Annotated in this window: 14 protein-coding genes; 7 read left to right on the forward strand and 7 right to left on the reverse strand. The window is 73.5% G+C overall.

Features of this window, described 5'->3' with window-relative positions; genetic code table 11:
* Positions 1-18: 18 nt before the first annotated feature.
* Positions 19-879, forward strand: coding sequence for a helix-turn-helix transcriptional regulator (locus AC07GB_RS05875; protein WP_478841993.1), 861 nt, complete (start codon positions 19-21; stop codon positions 877-879).
* 89 nt (positions 880-968) lie between these two features.
* Entirely contained in the window at positions 969-2,477 is a 1,509-nt protein-coding gene (locus tag AC07GB_RS05880; RefSeq protein WP_478841994.1) for an amidase, read from the forward strand.
* Between the two features lie 81 nt (positions 2,478-2,558).
* On the opposite strand, the gene AC07GB_RS05885 is transcribed toward AC07GB_RS05880, so the two are convergent.
* The 4 genes from AC07GB_RS05885 to AC07GB_RS05900 all read right to left on the reverse strand — a co-directional run bounded on the left by AC07GB_RS05885 (position 2,559) and on the right by AC07GB_RS05900 (position 6,644).
* Positions 2,559-3,314 (reverse strand): calcium-binding protein, encoded by a 756-nt coding sequence (locus AC07GB_RS05885; protein ID WP_478841995.1) that lies wholly within the window; start codon positions 3,312-3,314, stop codon positions 2,559-2,561.
* 161 nt (positions 3,315-3,475) lie between these two features.
* Positions 3,476-5,023: an FAD-dependent oxidoreductase gene (locus AC07GB_RS05890; RefSeq protein ID WP_478841996.1), complete on the reverse strand. Its 1,548-nt coding sequence runs from the start codon at positions 5,021-5,023 to the stop codon at positions 3,476-3,478.
* 77 nt (positions 5,024-5,100) lie between these two features.
* Complete coding sequence (locus AC07GB_RS05895) at positions 5,101-5,256, reverse strand: DUF6131 family protein (protein WP_478841997.1); 156 nt, start codon at positions 5,254-5,256, stop codon at positions 5,101-5,103.
* Positions 5,257-5,477: 221 nt separating this feature from the next.
* Positions 5,478-6,644 (reverse strand): alpha-hydroxy-acid oxidizing protein, encoded by a 1,167-nt coding sequence (locus AC07GB_RS05900; protein ID WP_478841998.1) that lies wholly within the window; start codon positions 6,642-6,644, stop codon positions 5,478-5,480.
* A 288-nt stretch (positions 6,645-6,932) separates the two neighbouring features.
* Here AC07GB_RS05900 and AC07GB_RS05905 point away from each other — a divergent pair, with 288 nt between their 5' ends.
* Entirely contained in the window at positions 6,933-8,594 is a 1,662-nt protein-coding gene (locus AC07GB_RS05905; RefSeq protein ID WP_478841999.1) for an ABC-F family ATP-binding cassette domain-containing protein, read from the forward strand.
* Between the two features lie 70 nt (positions 8,595-8,664).
* Here the strand turns inward: AC07GB_RS05905 and AC07GB_RS05910 are convergent, their stop codons facing one another.
* Positions 8,665-9,972: a YhgE/Pip domain-containing protein gene (locus AC07GB_RS05910; protein WP_478842000.1), complete on the reverse strand. Its 1,308-nt coding sequence runs from the start codon at positions 9,970-9,972 to the stop codon at positions 8,665-8,667.
* Positions 9,973-10,108: 136 nt separating this feature from the next.
* On the opposite strand from AC07GB_RS05910, the gene AC07GB_RS05915 reads away from it, so the two are divergent.
* Entirely contained in the window at positions 10,109-10,771 is a 663-nt protein-coding gene (locus AC07GB_RS05915) for a MerR family transcriptional regulator (RefSeq protein ID WP_478842001.1), read from the forward strand.
* A 60-nt stretch (positions 10,772-10,831) separates the two neighbouring features.
* The gene (locus tag AC07GB_RS05920; RefSeq protein WP_478842002.1) at positions 10,832-11,191 is read left to right on the forward strand and encodes a DUF6204 family protein; all 360 of its coding nucleotides are present in this window, start codon (positions 10,832-10,834) and stop codon (positions 11,189-11,191) included.
* A 107-nt stretch (positions 11,192-11,298) separates the two neighbouring features.
* On the opposite strand, the gene AC07GB_RS05925 is transcribed toward AC07GB_RS05920, so the two are convergent.
* Positions 11,299-12,216 carry a DMT family transporter gene (locus AC07GB_RS05925; protein WP_478842003.1) on the reverse strand — a complete coding sequence of 306 codons (918 nt, stop codon included), beginning with the start codon at positions 12,214-12,216 and terminating at the stop codon, positions 11,299-11,301.
* A gap of 57 nt (positions 12,217-12,273) precedes the next feature.
* Here AC07GB_RS05925 and AC07GB_RS05930 point away from each other — a divergent pair, with 57 nt between their 5' ends.
* A complete protein-coding gene (locus AC07GB_RS05930) occupies positions 12,274-12,822 on the forward strand; it encodes a MarR family winged helix-turn-helix transcriptional regulator (RefSeq protein ID WP_478842004.1) in 549 nt (182 codons plus the stop codon).
* A gap of 29 nt (positions 12,823-12,851) precedes the next feature.
* Here the strand turns inward: AC07GB_RS05930 and AC07GB_RS05935 are convergent, their stop codons facing one another.
* Positions 12,852-13,412, reverse strand: coding sequence for a cysteine hydrolase family protein (locus AC07GB_RS05935; RefSeq protein WP_478842005.1), 561 nt, complete (start codon positions 13,410-13,412; stop codon positions 12,852-12,854).
* A 299-nt stretch (positions 13,413-13,711) separates the two neighbouring features.
* Here AC07GB_RS05935 and AC07GB_RS05940 point away from each other — a divergent pair, with 299 nt between their 5' ends.
* Positions 13,712-14,041: a YkvA family protein gene (locus AC07GB_RS05940; RefSeq protein WP_478842006.1), complete on the forward strand. Its 330-nt coding sequence runs from the start codon at positions 13,712-13,714 to the stop codon at positions 14,039-14,041.
* Positions 14,042-14,067: the final 26 nt, after the last annotated feature.

Here is a 14,067-nt window from a genome sequence, read left to right on the forward strand (position 1 = left end):
TGCGTCCACACTGGACGTGTGGATCAACGTGAACGACGAGAACTGGGCGACTTCCTGCGCAGCAGGCGGGAGCGCGTCACCCCCGCCGACGTGGGCCTGCCCGCGGGGCCGCGCAGGCGCACCCCGGGCCTGCGCCGCGAGGAGGTGGCGCAGCTGGCGTTCATCTCGGCCGAGTACTACGCGCGCCTGGAGCAGGCCCGCGCCCCGCACCCGTCGCGGGAGGTCCTGGCCCAGGTCACCCGCGCGCTGCGCCTGACGGACGCCGAGCGCGACCACCTCCTGCGGCTCGCCGGAGCCCCGCCCGCCGCCCCGCCCGGCCCCTCGCGGGAGGTGCGGCCCAGCATCGTCGACCTGCTGCGCCGGATGCCGGACGCGGCGGCCGTCGTGCTCTCGGCGACGTACGAGGTCCTCGCCTGGAACCACCTGGCGGCCGCGCTGATGGAGGACTTCTCCGCCCTCTCCCGCCGGGACCGCAACCTCGTCCGGCGCGCCTACCTCGGCCCGCACCGGCAGGGCCGCCGGCTGTACGGCATCTCGGACGCCGACGCGTTCGCCGGGGCCGCGGCCCGGCACCTGCGCGCCGCCGCGGCCCGCTACCCCGACGATCCGGAGGTGACCGGCCTGGTCGAGGAACTCCTCGCGGGCAGCGAGGAGTTCGCCCGCCTCTGGGCCTCGCACGACGTGGCCGACCGGCCCGCCTTCTGCGGGACCTTCGCGCATCCCCTCGTCGGCCCCGTCCCCGTACGCGGCGACGTCTTGGACCTCACCGACCGGGACCAGCGGATCCTCGTCTACAGCGCCGTCCCCGGCACGCCGTCCGAAGAGGCCCTGCGGCTGCTGTCGGTGATCGGCACGCAGAGCATGGGCGTGCCCGGCTGACTCCGGCCCCGCCGGGCCCGACAGGCCCGCCGGGGCGCGTGCGGCCCCGTTGCCGCTCGCCACGCGGACGATCTACCCTCCGGGGATCTATGACGCCGAGTCAGGTGGGGTGCGCGGTGGACTACGAGGACTACAGCACGTACGACGCGGTCGGGCTTGCCGAGTTGGTGGCGCGGGGTGAGGCGTCACCGGGCGAGCTGCTCGAAGCGGCCCTGGCGCGCGCCGAGGCCGTCAACGGGAAGATCAACGCCATCGTGCGCCCGATGCCGGGTGTCGCGCGCGAGCGTGCCGCGGGAGACCTCGCCGGGCCCTTCGCCGGAGTCCCCTTCCTGGTCAAGGACTTGATGCAGGACTACGCGGGGCGGCCGACGGGGCGCGGCTCCCGCGCGGCCCAGGGGCTCGTCGCGGCGCGCCACAGCGAGACCGTGCGGCGGTGGCTGGACGCCGGACTCGTCGTCTTCGGGCAGACGAACACCCCGGAGTTCGGCATCAAGAGCATCACCGAGCCCGAGGCCAACGGGCCGACCCGCAACCCCTGGAACCTCGGCCACACCCCCGGCGGCTCCTCCGGCGGCTCCGCGGCCGCCGTCGCCGCGGGCATCGTCCCGGCCGCGGGCGCCAACGACGGCGGCGGCTCGATCCGCATACCCGCCGCGTGCTGCGGCCTCTTCGGCCTCAAGCCGGGGCGTGGCCTGGTGCCCGCGGGCCCCGCGTACGGGGAGCTGCTCGCGGGCGCGGCGAGCGACGGCGTGATCTCGCGCACGGTGCGTGACAGCGCGGCCCTGCTCGACGTCCTCACCGCCCGCCCCGACCCGGGCGGCCCCTATCTCGCGGCCCGCCCCGAGGAGTCGTACGCCGAACTGGCCCGGCGCACCCCGCCGAAGCTGCGCGTCGGCGTGAGCACCCGCTCGCCGATCGGCACCCCGGTGGCGCGCGAGGCGGTCGAAGCCGTCGAGGTGGCGGTCAAGCTCCTGACCGGCCTCGGCCACGAGGTGGAGGAGGCGGAGCCCGCCGTCGACGGTCTGCGCATGGCCGACGACTTCATGACCATGTACGCGGTGGAGAACGCCGCGGCCCTTGCGGAGCTGAAGCACAGGACCGGCGCGGGCGACGACCGGTTCGAACTCGACACCCACCTCATCGCCGCCGCGGGCCGCGCGGTCGGCGCCGTCGAGCACTCCGTGCGGCACGCCCGCTGGAACACCTACGCCCGTCAACTGACCGTGTTCCACGAGACGTACGACGTGCTGCTCACGCCGACGCTCGCCCGGCCGCCGGTGAGGATCGGCGAACTCGACACGCCCTGGCTGACCCGGCAGGTCGGCAAGGCCCTGCTCAAGGCGGGTGTGGCGGGCCGGCTCAGCAGGACCACGCTGTGGAAGCAGGCCGTCGTGCGGAACCTCGCGCCCAACCCCTTCACGCAGCTCGCCAACATCACGGGCCGCCCCGCCATGTCGGTCCCTCTCTACCGCACGCCCGAAGGCCTGCCCCTGGGGGTGCAGTTCGGCGGGCCGCTCGGCAGCGAGGGGCTGCTGCTCGCCCTCGCCGGACAACTGGAATCGGCCGCTCCATGGGCTCAGGAGCGGCCGGTCCTGTGAAACGGCGCGGCGGGCGCGCGGTGTGCCCCGCGCGCCCGCCGCTCACCTTGTGCCCGGGGCACGGCGACTACGGCGAAGTGATCAACGCACGTCGACGTAGTCACCGGCGGCCGCGACCGCGCCGGCGGTGGAGGTGCCCGCGAAGTTGTAGCGGTAGTAGCCGTCGGCCGAGGCCTTGACCGTGGTCTTCAGGTTGCCCTTGTTGTCGGACTTGACGGTCTTCACCGCGGTGTAGGCGGTGGCGCCCTTCTTCTTGTACTCCAGGGTCACCGACTGGCCGGTGTAGCCGGCGTACTTGTGGGTCTCCCAGTTGGCACGGGTCAGGGCGCCGGTGACGGTCAGCGTCTTGCCCTTCTTGATCGGCTCGGGCGAGGCGTTGACGGTCAGCTTCGACTCACGCTGGAGCTTGAACTTGCCGGCCTTCTCCGCGTAGATGCTGTCGGTGTCGGAGACCAGCAGGGGGTTGACGTACCACGTGCCCGCGGGCTTGTTGTCGTAGAAGTCGACGTCGGGGTCGATCGTGAACGTCCCCGTGCAGGTCGCCTTCGTACCCTCGGAGGTGCACTTGGGGGTGGTCTGCGGCTGCGCCAGGTTCGAGTCCGGGCCGAACAGGGTGATGTCGGACTCGGTGATCGCGGAGTCGGTGTCCGCCGTCACCGAGACCTTGAAGGTCTTGCCCGCGGTGGTGCCGAGGACGACCGGCTTGCCGTCGTTCACCGTGACCTTCGTGATCGTGATGCCCTCGGGCGCGGCGGCCTGGGCCCCGGGGGCGGCGAAGCCCACGGCGGCCGCGGCGAGCACGGAGCCGAACACGGCGATGCGAGTGCGGTGTTGCATGACTGATCCCCCACGTGTGGTGCCGGGACGCGCGTGCCTCCCGGCGACAGATGTGAACGAGGTGACCTTACGGTCTTCACCGCGTCTTCATCACCGTGGTGATCGCCACGTGCGCCGCGTACAACCTTTCGCGGGGGTGGCGTGCGAGCTGTCGGGGAGCGTCAAGCGGGCGGGTCCGGGGTCTCGCGCCGTTCGAGGGGCCGGGTGGCGGGCCCGTGCAGGACGGAGCCGTCCGTGGCGAAGCGGGAGCCGTGGCAGGGGCATTCCCAGGCCTGTTCGGCGTTGTTGAAGTGCACCAGGCAGCCGAGGTGGGTGCAGCGGGCCGAGACCGCGCTGACCTGCCCGTCCTCGGCGCGGTAGACGGCGCAGCGCCGGCCGTCCAGGCGTACGACGGCTCCGCTGCCGGGCGGGATGTCGGTGACGGAGTCGACGTGACCGGTGTGCAGCCGGTCGCCGACGAAGTGCTTGGCCACGGCCGCCTGATGGGCGGCGAATTGGCCCGCCTCGCGGATCGGCGGAAGGCGGCGCGGGTCGTACAGCTCGGTCCAGTCGGGCCGCGGCCCGCCGGTGATGTGGGCCGCGAGCAGCCGGCCCGCCATGACGCCGTTGCTCATGCCCCAGCCGCCGAAGCCGGTGGCCACGTAGACGTGCTGGGTGCCGGGGTGGGCGTGGCCGACGTACGGCAGGTGGTCCAGGGAGTCGTTGTCCTGCGCGGCCCAGCGGTAGCCGCTGTCGGCCTCGGCGAAGTGCGGGACGTGGGCGCGGGCCCAGGCGTCGAGGCGGGCGAAGCGCTCGCGCACGTCGGCCGTGCCCGGTGTGAAGGACTCGCCCGTGACGATGACGAGGCGCCGCTCGTCGTCGTAGGGCGCGCTGCGCACCGAACGGGTCCCGCCTTCCGGTGTGAGGTACATGCCCGTGGGGGCCGCGGCCGAGGGCACGGGCGCCGCGAGCACCAGTTCCCTGTGGGTGGTGAGCCGGGTGAAGAGCAGGGTGCGGTCGAAGACGGGGTAGTGCGTGGCGATGACCACGTCGCGGGCCTCCACGGTGACCCCGGCCTCGGTCGTCAGGCGGCAGCGGTGGCCGTCGTGCAGCTCGGTGACCCGGGCGCGCTCGAAGACGCGGCCCCCGGCCGCGGTGAGGCGCTCGGCCAGGGCGAGCAGGAACTTCCGCGGATGGAACTGGAGCTGGCCGTCCACGCGCACCGCGCCCGCGACGTCGAAGGACAGCTCGGTGTCGGAGACGAAGGAGGCGTCGAGCCCGGCCCGCCGCGCCGCCGCGGCCTCCTCCTGGAGTTCAGTGACGCGCTCGGGGTCCTGGAGGTAGGTGAAGGCGGGGGCGCGCTCCAGGTCCGCGTCGATGCCGAGGTCCGCGCACAGGTCCGCGACCCGCTCGACGGCGTCCTGCTGGGAGAGCGCGTAGCGGCGGGCGCCGTCGGCGCCGTGCTCGGCCTCCAGGCGCGCGTAGATGAGCCCGTGGGCGGCGCTGAGCTTGGCCGTCGTGTAGCCGCTCACGCCCGCGGCGATCCGGTCCGCCTCCAGGACGACGACGTCGAGGCCAGCGCGGGTCAGCTCCCACGCCGTGCAGAGGCCGGCGATGCCGCCGCCGACGACCGCGACGTCCGCCGTCAGGTCCGCGTCGGGGGTCGGATAGCGCGTTGCGGGCGTGGTGGTCAGCCAGTACGACTCGTCGACCATCGCGGGGCGTGGCATGGCGACTCCCTCTCAGGGCTGGTGCGGGCGCCGCCGCGGCTCGGGGGAGCGCGCGGCGGCCGTGGCCGTCAGGCGCCCTACCAGTAGTGCCGCCGGCCGCCCACCGCGTGCCCGACGGCGCCGAGCACCCACAGGACGGCACCGACGGCGACGAGGATGACGCCGATCGTCCAGAGGATGGAGATTCCGGCCACCAGGCCGATGATGAGCAGGACAAGCCCGATCGCGATCATTGGGTCCTCCCATGTCCAGATATCTACCAGTATGCGCCCGTTTCCGCCATGTCGTACCGGCTGGTTCGGGACGCTGTACCGGCTGGGTCGTCAGCGAAGGCGTCCGGCGGCAGGGACCGCCGGACGTGAATCCACCTCGCTCGACGCGACCGCGCGGTTTCGGCATCGAGGCGGCGTGAGAATCCCAGTACCCCGCTTCCCCGGCTCGACACGCCACGACGTCAGACCACGCGCCGCAGTGCTTCCGGCGTCAGGTCGCCGAGCGTGGGATAGCCGTCGACGGCCATGATCAGGTCGGTCTCGGCGAGCAGTGAGCGGAGCACGTGGACGACGCCGTCCGTGCCGCCGAGGGCGAGCCCGTAGGCGTAGGGGCGGCCGACGGCGACGGCGGTGGCTCCCAGGGCGAGTGCCTTCACCACGTCCGCGCCGCTGCGGACGCCGGAGTCGAAGAGCACCGGAAGCCCGTCGGCCGCCGCCACCACGCCGGGCAGCGCGTCGAGGGCGGGCAGCCCGCCGTTGGCCTGCCGGCCCCCGTGGTTGGAGCAGTAGACGGCGTCGGCGCCGCCGTCCTTGGCCCGGCGCACGTCGTCGGGGTGGTGGAGGCCCTTGAGGATCAGCGGCAGCTCGGTCAGCGAGCGCAGCCAGGGCAGATCCGCCCAGGTGAGCGGATTGCCGAAGACGCGTACCCAGTTGAGGACGGCGTCCTGCGGTGCCTCCTCGGGCGTGCGGTCGAGCTGGGCGCGGAAGACCGGGTCCGAGAAGTAGTTGGCGAGGCAGTGGCCGCGCAGCTGGGGGAAGTTGCCGCCACTCAGGTCGCGTGGGCGCCAGCCGGTGACCCAGGTGTCGAGCGTGACCACGATGCCCTTGAATTCGGCCGCCTCCGCACGGCGTACGAGGCTCTCCGCCAGGTCGCGGTCGGTGGGGGTGTAGAGCTGGAAGAACCCGGGAGTGCCGCCGAGTTCGGCGGCGACGTCCTCCATCGGGTCGACGGACAGCGTGGAGGCGATCATCGGCACGCCGGTACGGGCCGAGGCCCGGGCGGTGGCCAGGTCCCCGTGCCCGTCCTGCGCGCACAGGCCGATCACGCCGATGGGCGCCATGAGCACGGGGGAGGGCAGGGTCAAGCCGAACAGCTCCACGGACAGGTCACGCTCGGCGGCGCCGACGAACATGCGCGGGACGAGCCCCCAGTGCTCGAACGCGGTGACGTTGACGCGCTGCGTGCGTTCGTCCCCCGCGCCGCCCGCGACGTACGACCACACCGAAGGCGGCAGCGCGGCCTCGGCCCTGGCCTCCCACTCCGCGAAGCCCATCGGGAAGTCCGGCACGACCCCGCCGAGCCCGTTGAGGTAGATCTCGTTCTGGTAGGAACCGAATGCCTGCCCCATGCCCCTGCCTCTCCGCCCGGCCGCCGCCCCGGTGCGGCGATCCGGCGACCAGGGTGCAGTGCGGTGGGCCGGAAACACCACAGTCGGAGGGGCGGCGGAAATTCGGATGAGCGGCGGCGCCGCCATTGTTACGATGATCTACATGGCACGAGGCATCTGGTCGCAGAAGGTCCGCTCCGCCCGCTGACGGCGGCGCCCCCTTCCTGCTGAATCCGCGCTCGCCGTCCCGGTTCCCGCCGGGCGGCCACCTTCCGCTGCCCGGCTCCCCTGCGAGCTGCGGAGCACCCCTTGAACCTCACGCCCACCCCCGAAGCCCTGTCCCTGCCCCTCCAGGCGGGCGACAGCGCCCACGTCCGCGCCGACCGCGTCACGGTCACCCGAGGATCCCGGCGCGTCCTGAACGACGTATCGGTCACGGTCTCCGCCCGGGCGCGGATCGCCGTCGTCGGCGAGAACGGCCGCGGCAAGACCACGCTGCTCCACGCCCTCGCCGGACTGATCACGCCCGACGAGGGCACCGTGCACCGGGCCGGCACGATCGGCCTGGCCCGCCAGGAGCTGGCCGTGGCGGACGGCGCGACCGTGGGCACCCTGACCTCCGAGGCCCTCGCCGCCTCGCTCGCGGCCCTCGCCGCCCTGGACGCGGCGACCGCGGCCCTGGCCGCGGGCGACCCCGGCGCCGACGACCGCTACGCCGCCGCGCTCGACGCCGCCACCCGGCTCGACGCCTGGGACGCCGAACGCCGCGTCGACATCGCCCTGGAGGCCCTCGGTGCCTGCGCCGACCGCGCGCGGCCCCTGGCGACCCTCTCGGTCGGGCAGCGCTACCGGGTCCGCCTCGCCTGCCTGCTCGGCGCGCACCACGACGTCCTGCTGCTCGACGAGCCGACCAACCACCTCGACGCCGAAGGCCTGGACTTCCTGACGCGCAGGCTGCGCGCGCACGGCGGCGGCCTCGCCGTCGTCAGCCACGACCGTGCGCTGCTGCGCGACGTCGCGGACCGCTTCCTGGACCTCGATCCGGCCCGCGACGGGAGACCGCGCCTGTACGCGGGTGGCTACGACGCCTGGCAGGACGCCCGGCGCCGTGAGCGCGAGCGCTGGGAGCAGGACCACGAGGAGCAGCAGGCCGAGCACCGGCGCCTGAAGGACGCGGTGGCGCAGGCCCGCGACCGGCTCTCCACCGGCTGGCGGCCGGAGAAGGGCACCGGCAAGCACCAGCGCCAGTCCCGCGCGCCGGGCGTCGTCCAGGCCTTCAAGCGGCAGCAGGACGCCCTGGAGGCGCACCGGGTCGACGTGCCGGAGCCCCCGGCGGCGCTGCGCTGGCCGGACCCGGGCGTCCGGCGGGGAGCGCCGCAGCTGCGCGCGCACGGCGTCGCGGTCGACGGGCGCCTCGCGGGGCCGGTCGACCTCAGCGTCGACGGCGGCGACCGGCTTCTCGTCACCGGGCCGAACGGCGCGGGGAAGTCCACGCTCCTCGCCGTGCTCGCCGGTGCGCTCGCGCCCACCGAGGGGTACGTCCGGACGGCGCGGGGCGCGCGGGTCGTCCGGGTCACTCAGGAGACCGCCGGGCAGGACCCCGCGCTCACCGCCCGCGAGGCGCACGCCCGCCATGTGGGGCGCCTGGTGGCGAGCGGGGCGCTCCGCGACGCGGACGCGGTACCGCTCGGCGCGCTCGGCCTGCTGGACTCCGAGGCGCTGCGCACCCCGGTCGGGCGGATGTCGCAGGGGCAGCGGCGGCGCCTCGACCTGGCCCTCGCCCTTGCCGGGCGGCCCGGCCTGCTCCTGCTGGACGAGCCGACCAACCACCTGTCGTCGGCCCTGGTCGACGAGGTGACCGAGGCCATCCGCGGCACGAGCGCGGCCGTCGTCGTCGCCACGCACGACCGGCAGTTGCTACGGGACCTCGCGGACTGGCCGTGCCTGGAGGTCGGGGGGCCCCGGGCATGACGACGGCCGGGCCGGAACGGTGTGCACCGTTCCGGCCCGGCCGCTGGAGAGGTCCGCCCGGGGGTTCGCGTCAGACCGACGCGGGCTCCGGCGTGGCCTCGGTGGCCCCGGCCGGCACGGCGGGCACGCGGTGCAGGCCCTTGCGGTCGTACAGGCGGGTCATGCCGAAGCCGAACAGCAGGGAGACGACCAGGGCGATGCCCATGGACAGCCAGGCGCGGGTCAGTCCGGCGTCGCCCTGGGCGTCGAAGTACAGCAGGGAGCGCAGGCCGCCGGTGAGCTGGCGCAGCGGCTCGAACTCGGCGAGCGCGCGGAAGAACCCGGGCAGCGCCTCCAGCGGCACCGTGGCGCCGGAGGAGGGGACGGCCATGGCGACGAAGACGATGGTCGAGAGCAGCATGCCGGGGGTGCCGAAGACGGCGAGCAGGCCCAGGGCGCTGAGCCCGACGACGGCGATGGTGCCCACGGAGTAGAGCCAGAGCAGGCCGAGGTGGGACGCGTCCATGCCGAGGACGCCGACCGTGGCCAGCTCGACGAGGGAGCCCATGACCACGGAGAGGCCGAGCATCAGGACGGAGTTGACGGCGAGGGTGCGCACCCGGCTGGTCCGGCGCAGCGGGTTGCGCTGGCGGAACGGGCCGAAGTCGGAGTGCAGATAGCCGAGCGCGGTGTCGACCTGGGAGTGGATGACGTTGGCGGCGAGCATGCCGGAGACGAGCAGGACCAGGGCGTAGTAGAAGGCGCTCAGGCCCATCGCGCTGTGGGTGTCCAGCGGGTGGCCGTCGGCGACCTGCACGGTCACCGGGTCGGTGAGCATCAGCCGGGCGGCGGGGGCGAGCGGGGCCTTCTGCTGGCCCGCCCGGCTGAGGAGTTCCTTGCCGAGCTGCGCGGACGCGGCGTGGGCGGCCTTCTGCGTGGCCTGGCTGGCCATGGACGAGCCGAAGCTGCCGGCCGCCTGGTTGGTGAGGACCTTCAGGGTCGGCGCGGCGGGGTTCTTCTGCTGGGCGCCGGTGAGCCCGCTGACCGTCGCGGTGAAGTCCTTCGGCACGACGAGGGCGCCGTACACCTTGCCCTGGCCGAGGCGCTTGTCGGCCTCGGCCTGGCTGAGGACCTGCCAGTCGAAGCTGTCGTTGTCCGCGGCGGCCTTCTTGATGCCGGAGACGACCTGGTCGCCGATGTTGACGTGCCGGTCACCCTCGCCCGCGCCGCGGTCGTTGTTGACCAGCGCGACGGGCAGGTCGCGCAGGTTGCCCTTGGGGTTCACGTTGCCGCCCACATACAGCAGGGCGAACAAGGTGGAGACCACCGCGACGATGATGCCCGTCCCGATCCACAGCCGGGGGCTGCGGAGCGCGGACGAGGGCTGAGGGGAAGGCATGGACGCTCCAGTGCGATGACGCTACGTAACTAGATACTTGAGGTATCCAGCGTTAGATAGTGACAGTATCGAGTTGGTGGTGTCCAATTGCCGTGAGGGGGTGCCGGGACGCGTCCCCCGTCGTCGAGGAAGCCGCGTGAAAATCTCCGAGCTAAGCCAGCGGACCGGCGTACCGGTCGCCAGCATCAAGTACTTCCGGCGCCAGGGGCTGCTGCCCGCGGGCCGCGCGACGGCCGCGACCCTGGCCGAGTACGGCGAGGAGCATGTCCAGCGCCTTCGCCTGATCAAGGCCCTGACGACGCTGGGCGGCCTGTCCATCGCCGCCACCGGGGACGTCCTCGCGGCGGTCGACCAGGCCGACAGCACCGACGGCACGCTGAAGGCGATCAGCTACGCCCTTCCGGTGCCCGTCGCCCAGGCCCCGGCCGGGGACGAGCGGCTGGAGGCGGCGGCCGAAGCGGCGGCCGAGGCGGACGCCGCGGACCTGATCGCGGCCATGGACTGGCAGGTCCCCGACGACTCCCCGCACGTCCAGGGCCTGACGACGGTCCTGCGGGAGCTGCGGCGGCTCGACGCCAACTACCGCCTGGACCGGCTCGCCGCCTATGGGGAGCTGGCCCGGTCGATCGCCCGCCTCGACCTCGAACGCGCGGCCGACTTCGACGACTCACCCGCCCTGGCCGAGCAGGCGGTGATCGTCCTCGCCCTCTCCGGTCCCGTACTCGAACTGCTGCGGCGCCTGGCCCAGGAGGACCAGGTGCGGCGCCGCATGGAGGCGCGGGAGCCGGGCGAGGCGTGACGGCCGGGGCACCGCGTAACGCGGTGGAGCCGGTACGCTCCCGCTGGTTAAGGTCGCCGGATGAGTACTCGTACCTTCCGCATCACTGTGCGCGGTGTCTTCGACGGGCTTGACCCCGACCAGCGGGCCGAACTCCTGGCCCGGGCCGCCGAGCACGACATGCTGCGCGCCGCCTTCACGCCCGAGGGGCACCTCAGCTACGACATCGCCGCGCGGCCCGCCTTCACCTTCCGCTTCCAGGCCGAGGGGGAGGAAGAGGAGGACATCCTGGAGGCCACCGAGCACGCCGAGGAGACGGCGAAGGCATGGCTGACGCAGCGCGGCTACGGCTACAAGAACCTCCGCGCCCAGGCCGAGGACCTCTCCCAGGCGCCGCTCGGCAAGCGGCAGCGCCGGGCCGCCGCCCAGCGACGCGCCTGACCTTGCTCTGGCGCCGGCCTCGCGCCGGCGCCTCCACGCTGGTCACCCGGCGGGGTCTCCTGCCCGGGTCGCTGGCGCGCCTCGGGGGCGCCGGGCTGGAAGGGACCTCACCGGGGGCCGCAGGCAGAGGCTTCTCGCGCGGGGTCCCCGCCGGAGACAGGGGTCTCCTCGGGGCGGCGCGCGCCTGCGGGGCGGCCGAGGACGACCCCCGCCAACACCAGGGCGAGGCCGCACAGTTGCTGCACGGTCAGCACCTCCGCGGCGACCGCCGTGCCGAGCAGCACGCCCGCGAACGGGTTGAGCAGCCCGATCAGGCCCACTGTCCCCGCGGGCAGATGACGCAGCCCCGCGAACCAGGCCGCGAAGGCCACGGCGGTGCCGGCCAGCGCGACGTACACGAACGCGAGGACCTCCGACAGGGAGGGCGCGGCGGGCGGCCCCTCCACGACGGCGGCGGCCGGGAGCAGATACAAGCCCCCCGCGGTGAGCTGCCACGCGGTCGAGGCGAGGACGTCGGCGTCCCCGCTCCAGCGTTTGGCCAGGACGTAGCCGAAGGACGACATCAGCATGGCCGCGGCCGAGGCGAGGACACCCGGCACGCTCACCCCCTCCACCCCCGTGAGCACCATGAGGCACACCCCGGCGAGTCCGACCGCCGCGCCCGACAGGTGCGTGACGCTGGGGCGTTCGGCCACCAGGAGCCAGGCGATCAGCATCATCGTCAGCGGGGACACCGCCATGACCGTGGCGGCGACGCTCGTCGGCAGGAGCTGCGAGGCGATGTAGACGAGCACGAAGAACACGCTCACGTTCAGCAGCCCGAGCACCGCGGACCGCCACCACCACGCGCCGCGCGGCCGCTGCCGGCACAGGGCGAGCAGCAGGAGCCCCGCGGGCAGCGCGCGCAGGGCGGCTCCGGACAGCGGGCGGTCCGCGGGGAGGTACTCGTGCGTGACGAAGTAGTTGGTCCCCCAGGCCACCGGGGCGACCGCGGTCAGCGCTACCCATCGTGCATTAGCTTCCATGGAAGGCAATATAGCTTCCCGGGAAGCTAATATGGGTGCGCAGGTCAGGAGGCGTGCGTGGAAGAGGTGGAAGTGGTGGGCGTGGAAGACCGGCGGTCACTGGATCGCGTGGCCCGCATTCAGGTCGACTGGCGCCGCGAGCGGCCCGACGTGGACGTCTCCCCGCAGGGGGTGATCGGCCGCCTGCACCGCCTGGCCGAGCAGCTCACCGAGCAGCTCTGCCTCGTCTACGGGCACTACGGCCTCGGCGAGGGGGAGTTCGACGTGCTCTGCGCCCTGCGCCGCGCCGGCGCCCCGTACGAGCGGGCGCCCGGCGAGCTGGCCGCGCACACCATGGTGACGACTGGGGCGATGACGAAGCGGATCGACCGCCTGGAGCGGGCCGGACTGGTCACCCGGCGCCGCTCCGCCGACGACCAGCGCGGCCGGATCGTCGCCCTCACCAAGCCCGGACGCGAGCTGATCGACGAGGCGTTCACCGACCACATGCGCAACGAGCGCCAGTTGCTGAGCCTCCTGACCCCCGCGGAGGCCGCCTCACTCGAAGAGCTGCTCACCACGTGGCTGGCGCGCATGGAGGAGCCGCGCTCGCGGGGCGGCGCGTAGTGCCTCGTGGCCGGCCTCCGCGAGGGGCGCTACTGAGGCCCGCTCGCCTTGACCCAGTCGTCGACGGTGACCACGTCGGCCCACTGCGGGAACAGCCGGTCGATGAGGACCTGGTGCAACTGCGGGTCGGTGTCCAGACAGGCGTCGGACAGGACGGTGAGGCCGAAGTCCAGGTCATTGGCCTGACACAGCGTGGAAAGGACGACCGCGCTGGTGGCGATGCCGGTGAGGACGAGGTTGTCGATGCCGCGAGCCCGCAGCACCACGTCGAGATCGCTGCCCGAGAACGCGCTCGCCCGCCTCTTGGTGACCACCACGTCCCCCGGCCGGGGCGCGATGTCGGGGTGGATCTCGGTGCCGGGGGAGCCCTCGACGTAGAGGCCTGCTCGCGCGATGGACGCCAGGGCCTTGTTGCGGGTGCCGACTTCCGGGAACCCGGGGCGCAGCGCGATGACTACGTAGATCACGGGTATGTCCGCCGCCCGGGCCCCGTCGATCGCCTTGCGTACGCGCGGCAGGTATCCGGAGCCGTCGTCGGCGATGTCCACGATGGCCCGTTGGACGTCCATCACGAGAAGAGCGCTGCTCATGTCGCCTCCAGGGACGAAGTCGGCACGGCGCTGAAGCAGGCCGCGTCTGGTGATCGGATCCTATGCGGCGTCAGACGCGCGCCCCCGGGCACCGGGAGGCGACCGGCCCCTCGGTGCCCGGTGGTTCGTCAGCGGGTGCTGACGCCAGTCGGCCCTGCGCGAGGCTGCCTGACGGTCGCACCGCCTGTCGGGTGAGGGAACCCGCCCCCTTGCGTGGGTCGCGGGCCGCCGGGGTACCCGTCGCGCAACAGACGGCCCCGCGCCACGCGAGGCCCGGGCCGCACAGCCGGAGGCAAACCATGACGGATCACTGGCCGGTGGTGCTGCTCGTGATCGTGGCGGTGGTACTCGTGGCGGCTGCGGTCGCCGCGCTCGTGCTGCTCGTACGGCTCGTGCGGGCCCGGCGCCTGCTGCGCGAAGCGGGCATTCCCGTGGAGAACAAGCTGGCCTTCTGGGGTGCTCTGATCTACGTGATCTCGCCGGTGGACCTCCTCCCGGACCCCATCTACCTGGACGACATCGGCGTCCTCGTGCTGGCCCTGCGCTCCCTGCACGCGGCTGCGGCCCGCTCGGGCCTGCCCGGGAAGAGCACCGCGGGCGGTGCCTCGCGAGCGCACACGGGGGAGTGACCGGGGCGCTCCCCGTCGACCTCGCG

The organism is Streptomyces sp. NPDC045778 (assembly GCF_056431945.1).